Raw genomic sequence first — 15238 nt, forward strand, 5'->3', positions numbered from 1 at the left:
GACGTGATATTTTTCGCCTACTGGAAATCGAAGGCGCTCAGCCCCGTCACCATCTCGTCCAGCCCAAGCGGGCGGGTGACAGGCGGTGCGGCGCGCGCTAGGCAACCGGGGCGTTCGCAAAGCCGGCATGCTGCGCCGACCGGTGTTTTGACGACAGTTGCAGTGCCTGCTTTTCCAATGACTGTTGCAAGTGCGTCGCCATAAACAACCTCATCCTTGAAGGCGATGTCGCAGGCAACAAGCAGCGCGGTGCGGCGTGGCCGCTCGTTGAATGCGCCTTGCGGCCCTTCAAGAGTGCGCGCAATGCAAAGGAATTCCGCGCCATCGGGCATTTCGACCGCCTCGACGAAAATCTGCCCCGGTTGGGCAAAGGCCGCATGGACAGGCAATTTGGGACAACCGCCACCAAACCGGCTGTGGGGGAAGCCGTGGCTGCCCGCTTTGCGAAACGGATGACCGGCATTATCGACTTCCAGCATAAAGAACGGCACGGACGTGGAGCCGGAGCGCTGGAGCATGGTCAACCGATTTGCCGCCTGCTCAAAAGATACGCCAAAGCGCGAACGCAGCACGTCGACGTCGTAGCGTGCCCTATGGGCGGCAGCCTGAAATGCCTGATATGGCATCATCAAGGCATGGGCGGCATAACGCCCGAGTTCAAAACGGGCGAGACGGCGGGCCTCATCGGTGGAAAGCTTCAGCGTCTGAATTTCACCGGCAACCGCCACCGTCATGCGCACCAGGCAAGCTTCCATTGCCACCTCGCGCAACTGGTCGAAAGGCGACAAACGTTCAGACAGGAACAAGCGTTGCGAATGCCGGTCATAGCGGCGGCGCCAATTGGGCATGGTAGCCGTCTGCAAGACCTTCACCACGATGCCATATTCACGCTTCAACCACGCCTTCAGAGCGCCGAACAGGTCTTCGCCGGGATCGAGGAGGTTCGCAAACGATTCCGCTTCTTCTTCGATATTGGCAAAGTGGTTTGCGCGACGCTCGAAAACCTCGTGCATTTCATCAATCGGCAAGCGCGCCCCCGAGAGCGCCGTGCCGCGCCCCTCCCGCGCCAGCAGTTCGTTCAAGTCGGAAAGTCGCTCCGCCTGCTCGCGATAGGCACGGTAAAGCTTGATCATGGCCGCAGCCGCGTTGGGTGCCGCCTCGGCGATCTCGACAAGTTCCTGATCGCCCGGCAATTCACTAGCCAGGAGCGGGTCGGTGAACACCTCTTTCAAGGCGGTGATCGAACCCCGCGCTTCGCCCTGCAATTCGTCGGGCTCGACCTTGTAGACGGCGGCCAGTTTCAGGATGATCTGGACCGTTAGCGGACGCTGGTTGCGCTCTATCAGGTTGAGATATGAGGGCGAGATGCCCAAGCCTTCGGCCATCGCCGTTTGCGTCAGGCCCTTGGCGTTGCGGATGCGGCGGATGCGCGGACCGGCGAAAATTTTCTGTTCAGCCATGATTGGTCTTTTACACTGATTTACAACATATGCTGCACTTGAATGGCGAAGCTGATTTTACAAGATTTACAAATTTACATCGCGCCTATGTAAAAGACAATACAAGTTTTCCCTTATTTTCTGGCATAAATTGCGCTTTCTCTCGATCTTTTCGCATTGCAATGTAAATGGTGTCACACCAAGACGCGCCGATATCTGAATTGGTGCGGTGTGTTTGTGACGAATGAAAAGCTACTGGAGCAAGACATGACTGATTTTTACAACCTCGTCCCCTCCGCCCCGGAAGGTCGCTTCGATGGCGTCGAGCGTCCCTATACGCCAGAAGATGTAAAGCGGTTGCGCGGGTCCATGCAGATCAGGCATTCACTTGCCGAAAATGGTGCCAACCGCCTGTGGGAACTCATTCACGAGGAAGATTTCGTCAACGCGCTGGGCGCTGTGACCGGCAACCAGGCCATGCAGCAAGTGCGGGCGGGCCTCAAGGCGATCTATCTGTCCGGCTGGCAGGTTGCGGCGGATGCCAATACCGCCTCGGCCATGTATCCCGACCAGTCGCTTTATCCGGCAAACGCCGCGCCGGAACTGGTCAAGCGCATCAACAAGACGCTCCAGCGCGCCGACCAGATCGAGGTGTCCGAAGGCAACGGTCTGTCGGTCGACACATGGTTTGCGCCAATCGTTGCCGATGCCGAGGCTGGTTTTGGTGGCTCGCTCAACGCCTTTGAAATCATGAAAGCCTTCATCGAAGCCGGGGCGGCAGGCGTTCACTATGAGGACCAGCTTGCATCGGAAAAGAAGTGCGGCCATCTCGGTGGCAAGGTGCTGATCCCGACAGCGGCGCATATTCGCAATCTTGATGCAGCACGGTTGGCCGCGGACGTGATGGGAACACCGACATTGGTTGTTGCACGCACCGATGCAGAGGCGGCAAAGCTATTGACGTCGGACATCGACGAGCGCGACCAGCCTTTTGTCGACTATGAGGCAGGCCGCACGGTCGAGGGTTTCTACAATATTCGCAACGGCATTGAATCATGCATTGCCCGCGCGGTGGCTTATGCGCCTCATGCGGACCTGATCTGGTGCGAAACCTCCAAGCCCGATCTGGAGCAGGCCAGGAAATTCGCCGAGGGTGTGCGCAAGCATCACCCAGACCAGTTACTCGCCTATAATTGCTCGCCCTCGTTCAACTGGAAGAAAAACCTTGACGATGCCACCATCGCCAAGTTCCAGCGCGAACTCGGCGCCATGGGTTACAAATTCCAGTTCATCACGCTTGCTGGCTTCCATCAGCTCAACTTCGGCATGTTTGAATTGGCCCGCGGGTACAAGTCGCGCCAGATGGCAGCCTATTCGGAATTACAGGAAGCCGAATTCGCAGCCGAAGCCAATGGCTACACGGCGACCAAGCACCAGCGCGAAGTTGGCACCGGTTATTTCGACGCCGTCTCGATGGCAATTACCGGCGGCCAGTCTTCGACAACCGCCATGCATGAATCGACAGAGCAGGCCCAATTCAAACCTGCAGCCGAATAGAATTTCGATAACGCCCATCGGGCAGGCAATAGCTAAGGAGAACCACAATGGCTTCGATCAGTCGCGTCAAGGAACGAGCCGAGGAACAGTCGTCGGCCATGAGTTCGGATCAGCAGGCGACCATCCGCATGCTGGCAAACGATTTGCACCGTCTCAATCAATCCGTGATGAAAGCGGTCGAGGCTGGAGTGTCTGTCGAGCTTGTGCGTTCGGCTCGCCATCACGGCGGCGACGGCAACTGGGGCGACCTGCTCATTCCAGTTATCGTCACGCAACAACATCACGGTTGAGCGCATCCCGCCAGCATTGTTGAACATGAAATTTCCCGTGCATAAAATGTGCGGGGAATTTTCTTTTTCTCACAATCAATTTCCTATTTCGGCGGCATGATTGTCCCGATCGTGATTTCTGCCTTACTCCTGCCACCGACACTTGACAGAAAATTTCATCTCGCTAGAAAACGCTACCCGTTTCAACTCTGCATTGAATATTGTGGCGTTAGGGTTTTATGTCGATCATTGATTCGTGCAAAGATTCGGGGGTTCAGGATTTACCATTTCTAGGACAAACGGAATAACGGGTACGGACTTCTCAAAGGTGATGGTGATCGCCACCTCCCGTATCAATTGCGTGGTCGTATCCAAGATCGTCGAAGCGGGTGGATTGAAGTCGATTTCTGAAACGCCGGACACAGCCATTATAGCGCTGAACAAGGATGTTCCAGGTGTGATTGTTCTTGACGGGGGCATGAACAATGGCGACTGCGATGGCTTGATGCCTACGATATCGGCACTACGCAACACCATCGGCCGGTCAACGCCATCCGTGATCTTTCTTTCAACAAAGGCGTGCACGCCCGAAGATACGGCGTTTGCGAGAATAATCGACATCGTGGTTGCCAAGCCAATCACGCCTGAAAGACTGCAACCAACAATAGAGAAGCTGATTGCACAACGAACCATGTCACGATGATCTGGTGAGTTGTGCGCCAAACCGGGGCACAATGGGGGCGCTCGTCAAAGCGGCCAGGCGCTGAACGCGTGTCGTGTTTGAAGGGATATTACTTCCAAATCTTCCGATCAGGCTTTCAATGTGTTACCGCGCAGGCCACAGAAGGAAGCTCCCTAAATGACGATCGACGACCTTTTCGACACTGCTTTGCCTGCCGGTGGAAAGTCCGAACCGTCAATTACAATCCGCAGGCCGGATGACTGGCACATTCATCTGCGCGACGGGGCGATGCTGCGCGCCGTGATGCCGTTTACAGAAGCGCAATTCGCACGCGGCATCATCATGCCCAACCTTGTGCCACCAGTGACGAGCGTGGCGGACGCACTAGATTACCGGGAGCGCATTCTGGCAGCGCGCTCCGTGAATTGCGATTTTCAACCGATGATGACCTGTTATCTGACCGACGCGACACGGCCTGACGAAATTGAAAAGGGATTTACCGAGGGTGCCTGGATCGCCGCCAAGCTTTATCCGGCGGGGGCGACGACAAATGCCCATAATGGCGTTTCCGATATTGCCGGGCTCGCACCGGTGTTCGAGTGCATGGAGAAGATCGGCATGCCTGTCCTTCTTCATGGTGAATCGACCGACCCGACCGTCGATATATTCGACCGTGAAGACGTCTTCATGGAAACCACCCTTTTGCCTCTTCTCAAACGGCATCAGGGGCTCAAGGTCGTGATCGAACATGTAACAACTTCGGCTACGCTCGACATTGTGCAGGCGCATGCGCCGCGGGTGGCAGGAACGATCACCCCGCATCACCTCGTCATCAACCGGACTTCACTATTCCAGGGTGGATTAAGACCGCATCTCTACTGCTTGCCGGTCGCCAAGCGCGAAAGCCATCGGCTCGCACTCAGAAAGGCTGTCACATCAGGTGCGTCCTGCTTCTTCATCGGATCGGATACTGCCCCTCATACACGCGGCGCAAAACAGGCCGAATGCTGTTCGGCCGGCGTTTTCGCAGGTGCCACCGCATTGCAAACCTATGTGCAGGTGTTCGACGAGGAAGGCGCGCTCGATCACTTTGAAGCGTTCGCCTCCCTGAACGGCGCGCAATTCCACGGATTGAAGCCCAATGAGGGGACCATCACGCTGATCAAGCGCCCGTCCAGCATTTTGGCGGCAGTTGCCATTGATGAAGAAGAGATTGCCGTTTTCCGGGGCGGCGAGGTGTTGCCCTGGTCAATCGGTGAAACGCGCCGCCAGTGATGCGGACAAGATAGCAGGCAGCGCCCAAAGGACGCGCTGATGCCTTCCTGGAATTGCTTGTTCGTTTTACGCAATTCCGGACGGAAAACCGCTGCACACTTTTCCTGGAATTGCTTCTCGTTTTACGCAATTCCGGACGGAAAACCGCTGCACACTTTTCCTGGAATTGCTTACCAGCCCATGCCGCTTCTCGGCATTTTGATGAGATCGCCATGTTTGGCGCGCAATTCATCGTCGATCACGCGCGAAATATGGCGGGGGAACCGCTCGCTCAGAATACGCTTCTTCTCGGCGATGGCGCGCATGAGAATATCGGGGCGCCCTTTCTCGTTCCATTCCTTCGGTGAAAAGCGATCACCGACGGCTGGATAGAAGTATTCGGTCTGCATCAGTTTCAGTGTCTGTTCATTGCCGAGGTAATGGCCCGGTCCCTGCATGCAGACGTCGGTTATGGTATTTATCGACAATGCCTCGTCGGTCACCTCGATACCGCGCACGCATCTCAGGCAATGGCCCAGCATGTCATTGTCGATGATCAGGCTTTCGAGACAGAAGCCAAGTAGCGACGCGTGCATTCCAGCAGATTCGTAGACGAGATTCAGGCCAGACAAGCCAGCCATGACATTGGTGATGCCTTTTTCATAACCTGCCTGAATGTCCGGCAATTTTGAATCCGACATGCCAGAGGCCGAGCCGCCCGGCAGGTCATAATACTGCGCCATCTGGGCACAAGCGGCTGTGAGTACGGCCTGCTCGGCAGAACCGCCCGACATGGCACCGGTGCGAAGATCGGAAACGAAGGGCCAGGTGCCAAAAATTGCCGGATGACCAGGCTTGATCGCGTTCACATAGATCAGGCCGACAAGAACCTCTGACACGGCCTGAACGACAGCGCCGGCAATCGCCGCCGGTGCGGTCGCACCCGCCTGCCCTGCAGAAAGGAGAAGGATCGGGATGCCACCTTCGACACATGCTTCAAGAACGCCGCAGGCGTCCTCGGCAAACTTCATCGGCGGCACGACGAAGCAGTTGGAATTAGAGACAAAGGGACGGGCCCGGAAATTCTCCTCGCCACCAGCGATGGCATAAAGCATCTCCAGCGCCGGTTTCACGTTTTCGCGCACGGTGAACGATGTGCCGACATGCTTGGTGGTGCCCATAAGGCTGGCATAGAGCGTATTGAAGTCCATCTCCAAGGGGTCGGGGATATCACGCGGCACCATTGGGCGCTGGAAAAAATGAATATTATCAAGTCCTTCAACGATGCGGGCGGCATCGTATATGTCCTGCAACAATGATTCACGATATTCGCGTTTCTCGACATCGACCAGATGCACCGCCGCGCCCGCCGTGCCGTAATGCACGCGCGTGCCCTTGATCGTCATATCGTGTTTCGGATCCTGGCCATGCAGCGTAAAATGGCGCGCGGCGCGCTTGATCGTGTCGAGGACGAGATTGCGCGGGAAGCGGATGCGCCCATCCTCTCCGAGCGTCGCGCCAACTCTTGTCAGGGCTTCAATGCATGATGGGACGGCATTGGCGAAACCGACCGTTTCCAAAAGGGTCAACACCGCCTCGTGGACACGGTCGAGATCATTTGGATCAAGTGCCTTGTATCTACCCCCTCAAGGCCCGGCCTGACCGGCCTTACATTATCGGCCAATGGGGCCGCGCGCATTGCGCGCCGCGCCTCGCGGCCTCCGGCGCGCCGGGAGCGCGCTTCCGATGCTTCTTCCTGCTCAGCTAGCGCAACCACGGTCATTGCCCACTCCTCCAGCGTTCAATGAAGCGCAAGCGTGGATGGTGCTCCACCATCCGTCATTCCCATCGCTTCTGACGCATGACTATGGCGCGGCTATTGGGCCAGACTATCCGCCAGTTGGTCCCACCGAATGGGCCAGAGCAGCGAAGGTCTTTTCCGGCAAGCTGACAGGTTGCTCCAGTCAGGCAGCCGCTGGTCTGCGGCCGGCGGCTGTTGCAAGTTCGCGGATGCCCGGTTCGATATGCTGGAGGGCAATGGACGAGATGCCAAGGCGCATGAAACGCGTTGGTTTTGCGTGATCGAAGAAGCGATCTCCCGGTTCTATGATGACGCTGCGGGTGGCCGCGGCGATTGCCAGATCACTTGAATCGACGCCTCTTGGCGCTTCGAGCCACAGAGACGTGCCGCCGGCAGAATTTGTCGCCTGCCAGTCTGGCAGAAAAGCTGACAATGCGTGGACCAATCGCTTGCGCCGCTCTTCGAAAGCCGTCGACAACCGACGCACCAGTGCTTCATGGTGGCCAAGCGACAGGAACAACGCCACGGCACGCTGATTATTGGCCGGAGGATGGCGCAACATGAAACGACGCAAGGCGCGAAGTTCTGCGATCAGGTCCGCCGATGCGACGATGTAGCCAAGCCGCAAACCGGGGGCGAGCGTCTTCGACATGGAGCCGACGTAAACGACACGTCCGGACCGGTCGACGCTCTTCAACGCCTGCTGTGGCGACTCGTCGAGAAGCTGGCTGTCATATCCGTCTTCAATGATGATCTGGTTATGCCGGTTGGCACGCTCCAGCAAATCCTGCCGCCGATCGTTTGAAAGCGGTACCATGGTCGGGCAATGATGGCTTGGTGTGACAAAGACGAAACCCGCATCGGAAGGTATGGCCGAGGTGATGATGCCGGACTCATCGACTGGAACTGGGACCGTTTCGGCACCCGTCAGCTTGAAGATGGAACGCGCATCCGGATAGCCCGGATCTTCCATTGCGACCTTCGACTTCTTGTTCATGAGCAATGTTGCCAGCATGTAGAGGGCATGTTGCGCGCCAAGCGTCACGATGATCTCATCGGGATTGGCAAAGATGCCGCGCCGGGGCAGCAGGCGCGCCTGGATTTGCTCAATCAACAGCGGATCGTCGCGATCTACCATGTCCGAGGCCCAGTTGCGGATTTCGAGCACAGCCAGTGCCATGCGGTTGCATTCGCGCCACTCGGCGGTCGGAAACAATGTCGGGTCGAACTGGCCATAGACGAAGGGGTATGACGATTTGATCCAGTTCTCATGCTTGGCGGGTGGCGGCATGTCGCTCGCCGCGATCTGGCGGCGTGCTTTCCAGTCAATCTCGTTCGCCTGATCGGGTGCCTTCTGCGGCCGCGACGGCGTTGCCAGCACTTCGGGATTGACGAAATGACCCCGCCGCTCCTTTGCCACCAGAAATCCCTGATCGACAAGCTGCTGAAAGGCCAGAACGACGGTTCCGCGCGCCACGCCAAGTTTCTCGGCTAAAATCCGGCATGAGGGCAAGGGCATGGAAGCAGCAATCTGCCTATCGAGAATCGCTGCGACTATCGCTTGTCTGATTTGCGCCTGCAAAGTCTGCCCGGATTCCGCAGAAATCCGGAACAGGCCGGACCAGATCGCCGTGTCGTTTCGATGTGGCATGATAGTTACCTCAGGTGGTCAGTCTTTTTTGCTTTGTGGACCAGAGGAATGTAGCTGTGGCATAAGCCATTGCGCCAATCAATTTTTCTGATTGCTGGGATTTATGCCAGTGATCTGTCATGAGCGCGATCCTTCCCGCCGCGCTCGTGAAACAGACCCGATTCCATTTAGTCGTCCGATGCTCTAGATAAGTCTTGGCCGACATTCCTTTCGGCGCATCCTGGCCTGACCGGCTGACAATCGCACCTCATGATCGGAGATCATCTTGAACCTTTCTCCCTTTCAAGAACTTCTTGCTGCATTGCGTACCCGTCACGCTGCCACCACGGTGAGTGTCCGCGACAGCTTCGCGGCCGATCCGCAGCGGTTTGCGCGGTTTTCTCAAACGGATGGCGATCTGTTGTTCGACTGGTCGAAATGCGCGGTAGATCAAGAGACGATGGACTTGCTGGAAAAGCTGGCAGAAGCAGCCGATGTGAAAGGGCGCCGGGCTGCGATGTTTTCAGGCAAGCACATCAACCTGACCGAGGACCGAGCCGTCTTGCATACGGCACTGCGCAATCTTTCGGGCAAGGGTGTCGTTGTTGACGGCCAGAATGTGCAAGCGGACGTGCTTGCGGTTCTCGATGCCATGCAAAGCTTTGCCGATGCCATTCGCTCCGGCGACGCATTCGGTGCCACGGGCAAGAAAATCACGGACATCGTCAATATCGGCATTGGCGGCTCCGATCTCGGCCCGGCGATGGCGGCACTGGCCCTGGCACCCTATCATGACGGGCCGCGCACGCATTTCGTTTCCAACATTGATGGCGCGCATATCCACGACACGCTGAAGGGGCTGTCGGCTGAAACCACATTGTTCATCATAGCCTCCAAGACGTTTACCACAGTCGAGACCATGACCAATGCCGAGACGGCGCGCAAATGGGTGGCCGAGGCGCTTGGACCCGAGGCCGTCGGCAAGCATTTTGCCGCAGTTTCAACCGCGCTCGATCTGGTGGCGAAGTTTGGCATAGCCGATGACCGGGTGTTCGGCTTCTGGGATTGGGTGGGGGGTCGTTACTCGATCTGGGGTGCGATTGGCCTGCCAGTCATGATTGCGGTCGGGCCGCGAAATTTCCGGGCATTCCTTGCCGGCGCGCACGAAATGGATGAACATTTCCAAACCGCGCCACTGATGAAAAACCTGCCAATGCTGCTCGGCCTGGTTGGCTGGTGGCACCGGGTGATCTGCAAATATCCGGCGCGCGCGGTGATCCCCTATGACCAGCGCCTGTCGCGCCTGCCAGCCTATCTGCAACAACTGGATATGGAATCCAACGGCAAGAGTGTAACCATCGAAGGTGGACCGGTTCCCACCCCTACCGGCCCGCTGGTATGGGGCGAACCCGGCACCAATGGCCAACACGCTTTCTTCCAGCTCCTGCACCAAGGCACCGATGTCATTCCCGTCGAGTTTCTGGCGGCGGCGGTCGGCCACGAACCCGACTTGAAACACCATCACGACCTGTTGCTTGCCAACTGCCTGGCCCAGTCGGAGGCGCTGATGAAGGGGCGCAGCCTCGATGAAGCGCGCGCGCAGATGTTATCCAAGGGCATGAAACCCGCTGATGTCGACAAGATTGCACCGCACCGGGTCTTTTCCGGCAATTGCCCTTCGATAACCCTTGTCTACAAGAAACTCGATCCGCGTACTTTCGGCCGGTTGATTGCGCTTTACGAACATCGTGTTTTCGTTGAAGGCGTACTCTACGACATCAATTCCTTCGACCAATGGGGGTGGAACTGGGCAAGGAACTTGCGACCCAATTGCTGCCTGTCGTGGAAGGTCGGGAAAATGCCGCCACGAGAGATGCCTCGACGGCTGGTCTGGTGGGACATATTCATTCTCTCAGGGACGTGGGGTAACGAGCTTGGCAAACATCAAGGGCATTTTGTTCGACAAGGACGGTACCCTTGTCGATTTTGGCGCGACGTGGTCAAGCGTTGCCGATTTCATGGCTCTTGATGCAGCCGGAGGCAACAGGCCGAAAGCCGATCGCTTACTCCATGCTGCCGGTCTCGACCCTGCCACGAAGCGGTTCAAGGCCGACTCGATCTTTGCCGCAGGAACAAACCTCGATATTGTGCAACTCTGGTTCCCGCAGCTATCCAAAACCGAGCAATTCAGCACAGTCGAACGTTTCAACAAAATCACCACGGACATGGGTGCCGAGCTTGCCGTGCCGCTGGAGGGCGTTCTGGTTGCACTCGCTGCCTTGCACGCAAAGCCTTATCGGCTTGGCGTTGCCACCAATGATTCGACACTGGGCTGCGAAAGAACACTTGCAACATTGCGCATCGCGCAATTGTTCGATGCAGCCTATGGCTATGACGCGGTAGCCAACGCAAAACCCGCCCCCGATACGGTGATCGCCTTTTGCGATCTGACCGGCTTCAAACCGAGCGAGATCGCCATGGTTGGCGACAATCGCCATGATCTGGAAATGGCGCGTGCCGGAGGATGCGGGCTGGCAATCGGTGTTTTGTCCGGTACCGGCACCCGGAACAGTCTTGCTCCGATTGCCGATGTCATCCTGGATTCGGTTGCCGATCTTCCGGCATTCCTCGAGGCTTAAAGCGGTTCAGCTTCTTATAGAGCCTAGGGCCGCTTGGCTGATCCAACCGAGACGATCTCGGTTTGTTTTTACTCGGCGATCGACACCCGAATCTCGTAGATGTCCACCGATTTGCCTTTTTTGTCGAAATCGGAATTGATGGCGATAGTGCCGGCGGCTCCCGCATTCTTGTCTGGAAACTGAACGTCGAAAAGATACTCGTTGCGTTCGTGGCCGACTGCATAACGCTTGCGCCCACAATCACCCAATTCGCCAAAATTGCAATCAATGGAGAGTTGCGTTTCCTCGCCTTCTTCGGCACGGGCGATGACATCGAATACGGCGTGCTTGCCCGAAACCTGTTCAAGGATACCCTGCCCGACATCAAAGCTGACCGCTGAACCCGAACTGCCGGAGCGCACACGCAGGAAGGAACCGGTATCATCCTGCATGACCTCGGCCCTGGCATCGGAAGGAGCATTCACCAGTGTGGGATTGGCTGGTGTGAAAACAGTGATCCACTGGCGAGACTGGTCTGGCAGACCTGACTTTTGCGGCGCGGCGGTCTCTTCAGTTGGTGTGTAGTCTTCATCTTCCAGCGTGGTTGGCTGGGAAGGCAGATTGCCGAGTTCCTCCGGCGTCTTGAATGCCCCCGTCTGGATAGCCCACCACAGGCCAATGCCAGTCGCTGCGAACAATGTGATGCCAAGGAAAATCGCCGTAAGTGGCATTCGCCGTCGGCGCGACCGGCGCACATCGCGATCCGGCATGACCTCGTCGTCTTTTCTGCTCCCTTTCGGCTCCCCCGCAGGCTGCGGCGAACCGGCCAGGGTCGGTTCCGGCATGATGTCGGGCACGACGGGCAAAACGTGAGAATGATCCGTCTCGTCGATCACCGGTGCCGATTCGGCATCCGGTTCCTGCGCTGCCTGTGCCGAAATTGCCTCGACAGCGGGGGCGTCAGGTTGGGAAACGGCTTCGGCTGGCGCATTGACGGATGCGACCTCGTCCGCATTCGCCATGGGCTCCACATCGGGAACAGCCGGCAGAAATTCGGATTCAATCTCGGCGATTTTCACCTGCATTGCCTTGCGGCGATTGATCGCCGTTTCGACAGTTACACCGGGGTTGGCCTGGAGGGCACGGTCGAGCGCCGCAAATGCGGAGCGATAGACCTTCTCGCGGAACGATCGATCCTCGGCATTGCCTTTTGCCAAGGCATTCCGAATGGCTGTTTCGATCGCGTCCAAGCGGGCGTCCTTTTGACAACGGTCACATTTTCATGATCGTTAACCGCTGAATGGCGATCAGGCAACGTCTTATGACGTGCCTTTTTTCGCCAAACCCCTCTATAAAGCCTTTTTTGGCCCATTTGACAGGCTCGACCTGCGTGAAACGAAATGGCGAGACGCATCTTGAATTTACGCTTGCTTGCGGCTATCACCCCCCTGCTTGAGAGTTTGAAGCTCATCATGCCGCTTTAGCTCAGTTGGTAGAGCATCGCATTCGTAATGCGGGGGTCGCAGGTTCGAATCCTGCAAGCGGCACCAGCCAACTATCTGATAAGCCACTTAGATATGAATCCAGCAGTAGCCGGCACAAAACTCCGTTAAGGCTATTAGAGGGTCGTTTGGAATACCCGCGCCAAAGCGAGATGCATTCATATCTCACGCCTGCGAGGATAAGGTATCGTTTGTTCGTCCTTTTGCGCCAACGCTTGCAAGTCTTGACGCAAATATCCGGTATGATGAATTTGCACCAAACCTCGGCCACGACGAGAGCCAGGGTCAGCATTTGGCGGAATCACTGAACCGCTCCAGTATTCGTGTTTACGCAATCCCGAATGGGAAACCACTGCACAGTTTTGAGGGGATTGCTCTAACGTGAGCAGACTTTAAATGTCCGCTGCAAACCGGCCCTGTTGAGCGCGTCTCAATGCGCCCTCAGCCTCAGCCTGGCGTGATTGCTCGTCAATCTGCGCCCCGAGTTCTTCCAATCTTAGTCCGGGAGCGGCCAATACGGGATTTCCGGCAGCGGCAAGGCCAGCAAACCGCGACGACAAGGCATGTTTCTTGCGGAGTTGGTGGGGCTGAAAGTCATCGAATTGGCGTGGGGTTATTTCGTCGCCCAGCACGAGATCGCCAGCTTTGAGCGCTGCTGCAACGAGTTCCGTGCCGGCTTTCGATCGAACGATAATGCCGTTGAAGCCTGCATCCTCGCCGATCGGACTGGCTTGCGGCCAGACATCGGCAGCCGCGAGGTCCGCGGCTTCGCCCAGTGCGTCCGGGCAAATTTTACACCGGGTCTCCAACTTCCAACCCGCTTCATTCTCCCACAATTCCAGATAGCTCTTTTCGAATGCCTGCCCTTTGCTGGTTTCGACGCGAGTTCGACCCGGATTGCCATAACCTCGATACCGAAAAAGGGTAACATCATCCTCCGCGACACCATGCTCCTCCAAAAAGTCCTGCGACTTCTCGAGACGCGATTGCCCGCCGCAAACCAGCGTCAGCCGCAGCTTGCAAAGTCGATCAACACGCTCATCTGTGCGGGCAAGCCGGTGAACCGCACTCAAATCACAGGGTTTGGCAATGATGGCGAAAGTCTCGTTACGCTCCAGTGCCTGCATAAGGCCAGCCAAAGGAGCCACAGGCCCGTATCTCGAACCGGAACTGGCGATAACATCGTGCGGTGTTTCACTCAAAACCCAACGGCTTCGCATGGGGTGCTCGGGGTCGGCCCCAACATGCAGAATAAAATGCACAGCGCCCGTTTTCAGCAGATGGACGCCAAGCGCACTCAGTACGCCACCTGTTGCCGCGCGAAAGCGAAGTTCAGGATCACCCGCCCACGCATAACACATGCTTGAAAAAGCGCCCCATACAAGGTCATTTTCCGGTGTCTGGGTAAATCTCGATTCCACAGCCACGCCGGGGCAAGCAGACAGGAGTGTTGCCTCTTCGGCTTGCGTGAAAGCGTCCACTTGACTGGGACGGAGGCTGCCCTTTGCGGTCATCACCATCTTGATACGGCTATCAGTCACCGCCTCGCACAAACCACAGCCGATACAAAGACCATTGCTCACGACGTCCGATATTCGTGTCGCTGTCTGGGTCTTTTTCAGTTCAGACATCGGTGGCAGTCCGGCATCAACCATGCATTCCACTTTCCAGTCGTTCGAGTGATTCCTACCGTATCTGCTCAGTTGCGTAGATTAAGCGGATTCCAGAACCCTTCCTCTGGCAATAAAAGGACCGTTTCTGTAGTCAGGCTTGCCATAGATGAAGGGCATTCCGTCGGGTCGTCTGACGTCGCCGCCCGCTGCTGTCAAAATTGCATGTCCGGCCGCCGTGTCCCATTCCATCGTCGTACCAAAGCGGGGGTAGACGTCGGCCTCGCCGCACGCCACCAGACAAAACTTCAGGGACGATCCGGTGGAGATCGTACCGGCTACCTTGTTTTTTTCGAGCCACCGTTGGGTATGCTCATCAAGATGGGACCGGCTGGCGACGGCTATCGCGCCCTGATCGGGTACGTGGCGAACCGCTATCGACCGGCGTTCACCGGCGTTCCACTCCATGGCGCCGGAGCACTTTTCGCCTACGAACATGCGGTCCTGCGCCGGTGCATAGACAATTCCCAAGATCGGTTCATTGTGCTCAACGAGCGCGATATTTACTGTAAAGGCGCTGTTTTCGCCGCTCCGCAGAAATTCCTTTGTTCCATCCAGAGGATCGACAAGAAAGAACCGATCGGGCGCAGACAATGTGTGGCTTTCGGCATTTTCCTCCGAAATGACAGGAATGCCAGGCGCTATATTCTTGAGCGCGGCGAGGATGATTTCTTCGGCTGCCTGATCGGCGAGCGTGACCGGAGAGCCATCCCCTTTGACGGTAAAGGATGCACCCTGTTCGCGGATTTCCATGATCCGAGCGCCCGCCAGACGGGCCGCATGTTGCAAAGGCTGAAGGAGCGAAACAACCGACAT

General features: G+C 57.0%; 10 protein-coding genes, 1 tRNA gene and 2 pseudogenes. 7 read left to right on the forward strand and 6 right to left on the reverse strand.

All coding sequences use genetic code 11. The features are described 5' to 3' along the window. Positions 1 to 17: 17 nt before the first annotated feature. Positions 18 to 1460, reverse strand: coding sequence for a helix-turn-helix domain-containing protein (locus AC0L7S_RS05905; protein ID WP_473473500.1), 1443 nt, complete (start codon positions 1458 to 1460; stop codon positions 18 to 20). A gap of 246 nt (positions 1461 to 1706) precedes the next feature. Between AC0L7S_RS05905 and aceA the strand changes: the two genes are divergently transcribed. The 4 genes from aceA to pyrC all read left to right on the forward strand — a co-directional run bounded on the left by aceA (position 1707) and on the right by pyrC (position 5222). Beyond that, complete coding sequence (gene aceA / locus AC0L7S_RS05910) at positions 1707 to 2996, forward strand: isocitrate lyase (protein WP_473473501.1); 1290 nt, start codon at positions 1707 to 1709, stop codon at positions 2994 to 2996. A 47-nt stretch (positions 2997 to 3043) separates the two neighbouring features. Then, complete coding sequence (locus AC0L7S_RS05915; RefSeq protein WP_473473502.1) at positions 3044 to 3286, forward strand: SMc00767 family acetate metabolism repressor; 243 nt, start codon at positions 3044 to 3046, stop codon at positions 3284 to 3286. A 310-nt stretch (positions 3287 to 3596) separates the two neighbouring features. Beyond that, a complete protein-coding gene (locus tag AC0L7S_RS05920) occupies positions 3597 to 3968 on the forward strand; it encodes a response regulator (RefSeq protein ID WP_473474196.1) in 372 nt (123 codons plus the stop codon). 156 nt (positions 3969 to 4124) lie between these two features. Next, entirely contained in the window at positions 4125 to 5222 is a 1098-nt protein-coding gene (gene pyrC / locus AC0L7S_RS05925; RefSeq protein ID WP_473473503.1) for a dihydroorotase, read from the forward strand. Between the two features lie 170 nt (positions 5223 to 5392). Here the strand turns inward: pyrC and AC0L7S_RS05930 are convergent. Continuing rightward, a pseudogene (locus AC0L7S_RS05930) lies at positions 5393 to 6984 on the reverse strand (trimethylamine methyltransferase family protein). Between the two features lie 181 nt (positions 6985 to 7165). Continuing rightward, complete coding sequence (gene pdxR, locus AC0L7S_RS05935; RefSeq protein ID WP_473473504.1) at positions 7166 to 8653, reverse strand: MocR-like pyridoxine biosynthesis transcription factor PdxR; 1488 nt, start codon at positions 8651 to 8653, stop codon at positions 7166 to 7168. A 301-nt stretch (positions 8654 to 8954) separates the two neighbouring features. Here pdxR and pgi point away from each other — a divergent pair. Both pgi and AC0L7S_RS05945 read left to right on the forward strand, forming a co-directional pair. After that, positions 8955 to 10561, forward strand: a pseudogene (pgi, locus tag AC0L7S_RS05940) (glucose-6-phosphate isomerase). Positions 10562 to 10566: 5 nt separating this feature from the next. Continuing rightward, on the forward strand, positions 10567 to 11271 hold the full coding sequence (locus tag AC0L7S_RS05945; RefSeq protein ID WP_473473505.1) for an HAD family hydrolase: 705 nt from the start codon (positions 10567 to 10569) through the stop codon (positions 11269 to 11271). 68 nt (positions 11272 to 11339) lie between these two features. On the opposite strand, the gene AC0L7S_RS05950 is transcribed toward AC0L7S_RS05945, so the two are convergent. Continuing rightward, on the reverse strand, positions 11340 to 12500 hold the full coding sequence (locus AC0L7S_RS05950; RefSeq protein WP_473473506.1) for a hypothetical protein: 1161 nt from the start codon (positions 12498 to 12500) through the stop codon (positions 11340 to 11342). Between the two features lie 224 nt (positions 12501 to 12724). Between AC0L7S_RS05950 and AC0L7S_RS05955 the strand changes: the two genes are divergently transcribed. After that, positions 12725 to 12800 (forward strand) — tRNA-Thr (locus tag AC0L7S_RS05955). Between the two features lie 344 nt (positions 12801 to 13144). Here the strand turns inward: AC0L7S_RS05955 and AC0L7S_RS05960 are convergent. Then, on the reverse strand, positions 13145 to 14383 hold the full coding sequence (locus tag AC0L7S_RS05960) for a Coenzyme F420 hydrogenase/dehydrogenase, beta subunit C-terminal domain (protein ID WP_473473507.1): 1239 nt from the start codon (positions 14381 to 14383) through the stop codon (positions 13145 to 13147). Between the two features lie 81 nt (positions 14384 to 14464). After that, positions 14465 to 15238 (reverse strand): 3'(2'),5'-bisphosphate nucleotidase CysQ, encoded by a 774-nt coding sequence (cysQ, locus tag AC0L7S_RS05965; protein ID WP_473473508.1) that lies wholly within the window; start codon positions 15236 to 15238, stop codon positions 14465 to 14467.

The sequence above is a fragment of the Mesorhizobium sp. G2-6-1 genome (assembly GCF_055809095.1).

What these genes read in the sequence shown, in the direction of transcription:
- AC0L7S_RS05905 (WP_473473500.1), bottom strand. Translation starts at nt 1,460, where the DNA reads ATGGCTGAACAGAAAATTTTCGCCGGTCCGCGCATCCGCCGCATCCGC.
- pyrC (WP_473473503.1), top strand. Translation starts at nt 4,125, where the DNA reads ATGACGATCGACGACCTTTTCGACACTGCTTTGCCTGCCGGTGGAAAG.
- pdxR (WP_473473504.1), bottom strand. Translation starts at nt 8,653, where the DNA reads ATGCCACATCGAAACGACACGGCGATCTGGTCCGGCCTGTTCCGGATT.
- AC0L7S_RS05920 (WP_473474196.1), top strand. Translation starts at nt 3,597, where the DNA reads ATGGTGATCGCCACCTCCCGTATCAATTGCGTGGTCGTATCCAAGATC.
- aceA (WP_473473501.1), top strand. Translation starts at nt 1,707, where the DNA reads ATGACTGATTTTTACAACCTCGTCCCCTCCGCCCCGGAAGGTCGCTTC.
- AC0L7S_RS05960 (WP_473473507.1), bottom strand. Translation starts at nt 14,383, where the DNA reads ATGTCTGAACTGAAAAAGACCCAGACAGCGACACGAATATCGGACGTC.
- cysQ (WP_473473508.1), bottom strand. Translation starts at nt 15,238, where the DNA reads ATGTCGGTTGTTTCGCTCCTTCAGCCTTTGCAACATGCGGCCCGTCTG.
- AC0L7S_RS05915 (WP_473473502.1), top strand. Translation starts at nt 3,044, where the DNA reads ATGGCTTCGATCAGTCGCGTCAAGGAACGAGCCGAGGAACAGTCGTCG.